Below are 6,408 nucleotides of genomic sequence, written 5' to 3' on the forward strand. Positions count from 1 at the left end.
CGATGAGGAGGGCCCCGCGGGCGGGGCCCTCCTCATCCGGTGTGCGCCGGTCAGCCGGGGAGTTCCCCTCCGCGCGCGGCGCGCAGGAAGGCCGCGAAGGCGGTGGTGCCGACCGTGAGGCCGCCGCAACCGGTCCGCTTGGAGTCCCGTATGGCGACGGTGGCGGAGTCCACGGCGACCTCGACACAGTCGCCGCCCGCGTCGGCGCTGTAGGACGACTTACACCAGCGGGCCCTCGTCGGCTTCGGGTCGGTCCCCATAACGCTCCTCCACACCGCGGGCGATGAGTTCCGCCGAGTCCTCCACGGAGAGCGCGGCGGCGCGGAGAAGATCGTATCGGAGCGTTCCCTCCCGAACGGATTCGGAATTGGCGGTCATGTGACCTTGGACCAGATCCTCGGTGTAGACGATGTCCGGATGGTCGGTGAAGCGCAGGACATTGAAAGAGCCCATCAGACCGGGATGCGCGCCGACCGAGAACGGCAGGATCTGAAGATTCACCCAGGGCCGCTGCTGTACCTCTAACAAATGGACCAGTTGGCGCCGCATGACACCCTTCCCGCCGATCTCCTGGTGCAGTGCGGCCTCACCCAGGATCACCCACATCGCGGGCGGATTCCGCTTCTCCAGTATCCGCTGGCGCTCCATCCGCGCCTCGACTTTGGCGTCCAGATCCTCGTCCGTCCAGGTGCCGAGCACGGCCCTGGCGTACTCCTCGGTCTGGAGCAGACCGTGGACCAACTGCGCCTGGTACGTGGAGATGTAGGTCGCCTTCGCCTCCATCTCCGCATACGGCTGAAACCACGTCGGCAACTGGTTCCGCAACACAAGGCCCACCAAGCGGGAGAAAACCCCATCGGTCATCAGGGCGGCGTCCACCCGCTCCGAGAATTCCCTTGTCGGGACCTTCCGCGCGGTTTCGATTTGACCGACCAGCGAGCCGGTCACATAGATACATTCCCCCAGCTGCCCCTGACTCAGGGCGGCGGCCTCGCGCAGCCGACGCAATTCAGCGCCGAAGTAGTCGAGCGGTGACGCGCTCGGATCGAGATCTTTCAGTGATGTCACGACTGGCACCAACCTTACGGAGGGTTGCTCATGTTTCGTGGTGCAGCCTAATCAGGAGGGTGCGACCCGGGCGGTGATTCACCCGAACTTACCCCGCCCCACCTGGAGTTAATCGCGCAATTGAGCGAGCCGGATCCGGACGCCGGGCCCCGGGCGGGACTTCACGGTGGGTGACCGCCAGGGGCGGCCCGTCCAGCGGCGGGGGTGCGGCCGGGCCGCGCGGCCCCGAGGGTACGGCCGGTGGGGTCCGGGCTCCCGTACGGACCCCGCCCGGGTCAGGCGGCCAGGGTCGCGGCGGACCCGCGTCAGGAGCCCGCGTCGCGGCGGACCAGAGTCCTTGTCAGGAGCCCGCGTCGCGGCAGAGGAGGAGCAGCGCGCGGTCGTCGTTGACGTCCTTGGCGACGGCCTCGATCAGATGCCAGGCGGCGCCCTCGAACCCCGCCGTCACATAGCGGTCCGCCTCGCCCGTCAGCCGGTCGATGCCCTCGCTGAGGTCACGGTCGGCGGCCTCCACCAGCCCGTCGGTGAAGAGCATCAGGACGTCCCCGGGGCGCAGCGACCCCTTCACGGGGTGGAACTGGGCGCCGTCGTAGACGCCGAGCAGCGGCCCGTCACCGCTCTTCTCCTCCCAGCGCCCGGTCCCGGCGTTGAGCTGGAGCGCGGGCAGATGCCCGGCCGAGAGGAGTTCGTAGTCGCCGGACTCCAGATCGAGGACGAGGTGGATGGAGGTGGCGAACCCCTCGTCCCAGTCCTGGCGCAGCAGATAGCCGTTGGCGGCGGGCAGGAAGCCGTGCGGCGGCAGGGAGCCGAGCAGTCCGCCGAAGGCGCCGGAGAGCAGCAGGGCCCGCGAGGCGGCGTCCATGCCCTTGCCCGAGACATCGGTGAGGACGACCTCGAGGGTGCGTCCGCCGCTGGTGCGGGCGGCGACGACGAAGTCGCCGGAGAAGGACTGGCCACCGGCCGGGCGCAGGGCCATCTCGCGGTGCCAGCCCTTGGGGAGGCGGGGCAGGGCGCTCTGGACCCGGATGCGTTCGCGCAGGTCGAAGAGCATGGTGCCGCCGCGTCTCCAGGGCACGCCGACCCTGGCCCGGAACTGGGCGATGAGCAGGCCGAAGAAGCCGCAGGCGGCGACCACGAGGACGGTGCCGGGGGTGACCCGGGCGGGGCCGTCGGTGTAGGGGCCGAGGACGAGGGTCTCGACGATCAGGCCGCCCGCGCAGGCCGCGTAGAGACCGAGCAGGCTCGCGGGCCGCAGCAGGAGCGCCCCGGCGACGATCGGCAGCACGAGCGCGGCGGGTGAGATCCACTCCGAGTTGTTGATGGTGCCGAAGGTGATCGCGGGGACGGTCGCCAGCAGTCCGGCGAGGGCGATGGTGTCGGCGCCGTCGCCCCGGAAGTAGTCGACCGCGGACTTACGCAGCGAGACGCGCACCCGGTGCACTGCTTTCCGCAGCCGGGCGCTGACTGATTCCACTCCACCGCGACGAGCCATTGTCGTGTGACCTTATCGATCCATCGGCACTTCGTGCAGGGGGACCCCTGTGACAATGTGTTCGAAATGGTGTCGCTCTGTCGCCGTATCGGCAGATAGTCATGGCATATGACAGACGCTGCGGTGGTGAGCGGAGGGGGACGGCCCGGTCCTCGCCCGTGCGGGGGCCCCGGCGGCGGGCGGTGCGCGCGGGATCCGGCGACGCCCCACGTCAGAGCGGAGGGAACCCTTCGTAGCCAGATACTCACGGAGCGAGCCCGGGGGTGCCCGCCGCGCAAATTCGGTCGCGTCGGCGCGTGGGCGCTGATACGGATGGCATATGACGACCGAGTTGCGCGTGTTGCGGCCTGACGAGTGGGACCCGTGGTTCTCGAACCTGGAGCTCGCCTTCGGTGGGATTCAGGAGGCGGAAGAGAAACGTTCCCTTTATCGCAAACACACCGAGTTCGAACGCTCGCTCGCCGTCTGGGACGGCACCGAGTGCGTCGGCACGGCCGGTGCCTTCTCGTTCCAGGTGACGGTGCCCGGCGGGCAGACCGTCCCGATGGCCGGCGTCACGATGGTCAGCGTCGCCGCCACCCACCGCAGGCGGGGCATCCTCACCTCGATGATGCGGCGGCTGCTCGACGACGTCCGCGAGCGGGGCGAGTCCGTGGCGATCCTGCTGGCCTCCGAGCCCGATATCTACGGCCGCTTCGGCTATGCCACGGCGACCTGGCAGATCAGCGCCGCCATCGACACGGTCCGGGTCCGGCTGACCGTACCGGAGGGCACGGACGCCGTCCGGGTCCGGCGGGTGTCCCCCGCCGAGGCGATCGAGGAGTGCGAGGCGGTCTACGCCCGGCTCGTCCCCGACCGCCCCGGCACGATCAGCCGCGTGCCCGGCTGGGAGCGGTTCTTCACCGTGGACAGCGCCGCCCTCCAGGCGGGCGCCTCACCGCTCCAGTGCGTACTCGCCGAGGTCGACGGCGAGACCGTGGGCTACGCCCGCTACCGCAACCGGCCCTCCTGGGACGACTCCGGCCCCACCGGGACCGTCGAACTCCAGGACATCGCCGCCCTCACCCCGGTCGCGTACGCGGCGCTGTGGCGCTTCCTGTGCTCGATCGACCTCACCACGACCGTGAAGATCGGCTCGCGGCCGGTGGACGACGCCTGGCAGCAGATGGTCTCCGACGTCCGCCGCTGTCAGGTCCACACGGCCGACGGCCTCCACGCCCGGCTGGTGGACGTCGGCGCGGCCCTGGCCGCCCGCTCCTACCGCGTCCCGGTCGATGTGGTTTTCGACGTGACGGACGACTTCTGCCCCTGGAACACCGGCCGCTGGCGGCTGACCGCCGACGCCAAGGGCGCCGCCTGCGAGCGCACCGAGGACCCGGCCGATCTGGCGCTGACGGTACGGGAGCTGGGCGCGGCCTACCTCGGCGGCGTCACGCTGACGACGCTCGCGGCCGCCGGGCGGGTGCGTGAGCTGGTTCCCGGCTCGGGCGCGCTGGCGGAGGCGTCGCTGGCGTTCGGCGGCGACGCGGCGCCGTGGGTGCCGCACGGCTTCTAGCGGGAACGCGGGCGGTGGCGTGGAGTGCCCGCGCCGCCGCCCGGCGGGACGGTGTCAGCGCCGCTGGCAGGTGGGGCACCAGAAGAGGTTGCGCGCCGCCAGGTCCGCCCTGCGGATCTCCGTATGACAGATATGGCAGGGCAGGTTGGCGCGGCGGTAGACATAGACCTCGCCACCGTGGTCGTCCACCCTCGGGGGGCGGCCCATCGCCTCCGGGGTGTGCTCCGGCCGTACCGTGTCGATGCGGTTGTTCCGCACCCCCTCGCGCATCAGCGCGACCAGGTCGGGCCAGATCGCGTCCCACTCGGCGCGGGCCAGGTCACGGCCCGTACGGTACGGATCGATCCCGTGCCGGAAGAGGACCTCGGCCCGGTAGACATTGCCCACGCCCGCGATGACCTTCTGGTCCATCAGCAGCGCGGCGACCGTGGAGCGGGAACGGGAGATCCGGGCCCAGGCGCGCTCCGCGTCGTCGTCCGGGCGCAGCGGATCGGGGCCGAGGCGGTCGTGGACGGCGGCCTTCTCGCCGTCGGTGAGCAGGGCGCAGGCCGTGGGTCCGCGCAGGTCCATATACGCCTCGGGCGCCTGGGCCCGCAGCCGCAGCCGGACCGTGTCGGTGGGCGGGGGCGCCGGCCGGGCGCCGAGGTCCACCGTGCCGAAGAGGCCGAGATGGACATGGACCCAGCCCAGCGCCCCGAAGCCCAGGAACAGGTGTTTGCCGTGTGCCTCGGCCGCCGTCAGCGGCTGCCCGTCCAGCAGCGCCGCCGAGTCGGAGAACTTGCCCTGCGGGCTGCTGACACGCAGCCGCCGGTCCAGGAAGAGCGCGCGGTGGTCCTGGGCGAGGCGGTGGATGGTGTGGCCCTCGGGCACGGACTTCCTCTCCTGCTGCTGCCGCGCCACGGGCGCGGTGGTCGCTGGGGACGGCGGCGCCCCGCCGGGTCGCGCGGGGCGCGGCGGCGGGGCGGGGGCGCGATAGCGGCGGCCGGGCGGGCCGGGAGCCCGACCGGCCAGAGCGTTCAGCCGGGGGGCGCGGTCAGCCCTGGGGGTGGTGCGCCGGGATCGGGGGCAGCTCGCCGGTCGTCTCGTACACGGAGAGCATCTCGATCCGGCGGGTGTGGCGCTCGTCGCCGGAGTACGGGGTCGCCAGGAAGGTCTCGACGAACGCCGTCGCCTCCTCCTCGGAGTGCATGCGCGCGCCGATCGCCACCACGTTGGCGTTGTTGTGCTCACGGCCGAGGGCGGCGGTCTGCGCGCTCCAGGCGAGGGCGGCGCGGACGCCCTTGACCTTGTTGGCCGCGATCTGCTCGCCGTTGCCGGAGCCACCGATGACGATGCCGAGGGCGTCGGCGTCGGCGGCGGTCCGCTCGGCGGCGCGGAGGCAGAAGGGCGGGTAGTCGTCCTGGGCGTCGTAGATGTGCGGGCCGCAGTCGACGGGCTCGTGGCCGTTGGCCTTGAGCCACTCCACGAGGTGGTTCTTGAGTTCGTATCCGGCGTGGTCGGAACCGAGGTAGACGCGCATGGGTCCGAGTGTGTCACGGCCCCGGCGCCCCCACCGCCGCAGGGGTGTGCCCACCCCCGCGGCGGTGCGGTGTCAGCGGCGGGTGAGCTTCCAGGCGGTGGGCAGCAGGCCCATCGCCAGCGCCGCCTTGACGGCGTCACCGATGAGGAACGGGGTCAGGCCCGCCGCGACGGCCTGGGAGAGGGTCATCCCGGTGGAGAGGGCGAGATAGGGCACGCCGACGGCGTAGATCACGGCCGAGCCGAGGACCATCGCGCCCGCCGTGCGCAGCACCGACCGGTCCGCGCCGCGCCGGGCCAGCGCGCCGACGGCCGCGGCCGCCAGCATCATCCCGATCACATAGCCGAAGCTCGGCATCCCCCAGCCGGACGTGCCCTCCGCGAACCACGGCACCCCGGCCACGCCCGCGACCGCGTACAGCCCCAGCGACAGGAAGCCGAGCCGCGCGCCCAGCGCGGTGCCCACGAGCAGCGCCGCGAAGGTCTGCCCGGAGACCGGCACCGGCGACCCGGGCACGGGTACGGAGAGCTGCGCGGCCAGTCCGGTGAGGGCGGCGCCGCCGACGACGAGCGCGACGTCACGGACGCGTGAGGCGGGCAGCAGGTCCGCGAGGACGGTGCCCGGGTGGGCGATGGCGGTACCGGTGGCGGTGCTCATCAGGTCTCCCCCAAGTGGGTGGGTGCGGTGCGGTGCGGCTGGTTCCGGCCGGTGTGCCGTGGCCGGTACGCCGGTGTCCCGGATGCCGGGGGAGCACACCGCGGTGGTGTGCTCCCC

The 6,408-nt window shown here is 72.1% G+C and carries 7 protein-coding genes; 1 reads left to right on the top strand and 6 read right to left on the bottom strand.

What is annotated here, in order from left to right:
* Positions 1-50: 50 nt before the first annotated feature.
* The 3 genes from ACFVIM_RS31370 to ACFVIM_RS31380 form a co-directional block, all read right to left on the bottom strand.
* A complete protein-coding gene (locus tag ACFVIM_RS31370) occupies positions 51-260 on the bottom strand; it encodes a DUF397 domain-containing protein (RefSeq protein WP_384308610.1) in 210 nt (69 codons plus the stop codon).
* Complete coding sequence (locus tag ACFVIM_RS31375) at positions 220-1,068, bottom strand: helix-turn-helix domain-containing protein (protein WP_384308613.1); 849 nt, start codon at positions 1,066-1,068, stop codon at positions 220-222. Before ACFVIM_RS31375 ends, ACFVIM_RS31370 begins: the two co-directional genes overlap by 41 nt.
* A 340-nt stretch (positions 1,069-1,408) precedes the next feature.
* Positions 1,409-2,560 carry a PP2C family protein-serine/threonine phosphatase gene (locus ACFVIM_RS31380; RefSeq protein ID WP_384308615.1) on the bottom strand — a complete coding sequence of 384 codons (1,152 nt, stop codon included), beginning with the start codon at positions 2,558-2,560 and terminating at the stop codon, positions 1,409-1,411.
* A gap of 319 nt (positions 2,561-2,879) precedes the next feature.
* Between ACFVIM_RS31380 and ACFVIM_RS31385 the strand changes: the two genes are divergently transcribed.
* Positions 2,880-4,115 (top strand): GNAT family N-acetyltransferase, encoded by a 1,236-nt coding sequence (locus ACFVIM_RS31385; RefSeq protein ID WP_384308618.1) that lies wholly within the window; start codon positions 2,880-2,882, stop codon positions 4,113-4,115.
* 54 nt (positions 4,116-4,169) lie between these two features.
* Here the strand turns inward: ACFVIM_RS31385 and ACFVIM_RS31390 are convergent, their stop codons facing one another.
* The 3 genes from ACFVIM_RS31390 to ACFVIM_RS31400 all read right to left on the bottom strand — a co-directional run bounded on the left by ACFVIM_RS31390 (position 4,170) and on the right by ACFVIM_RS31400 (position 6,291).
* Positions 4,170-4,985: an Fpg/Nei family DNA glycosylase gene (locus tag ACFVIM_RS31390; protein WP_384308624.1), complete on the bottom strand. Its 816-nt coding sequence runs from the start codon at positions 4,983-4,985 to the stop codon at positions 4,170-4,172.
* A gap of 163 nt (positions 4,986-5,148) precedes the next feature.
* Complete coding sequence (locus ACFVIM_RS31395) at positions 5,149-5,634, bottom strand: ribose-5-phosphate isomerase (RefSeq protein ID WP_384308620.1); 486 nt, start codon at positions 5,632-5,634, stop codon at positions 5,149-5,151.
* Between the two features lie 72 nt (positions 5,635-5,706).
* On the bottom strand, positions 5,707-6,291 hold the full coding sequence (locus ACFVIM_RS31400) for a biotin transporter BioY (protein ID WP_384308622.1): 585 nt from the start codon (positions 6,289-6,291) through the stop codon (positions 5,707-5,709).
* Positions 6,292-6,408: the final 117 nt, after the last annotated feature.

The organism is Streptomyces sp. NPDC057638 (genome assembly GCF_042800315.1).
Classification (GTDB): Bacteria; Actinomycetota; Actinomycetes; order Streptomycetales; family Streptomycetaceae; genus Streptomyces.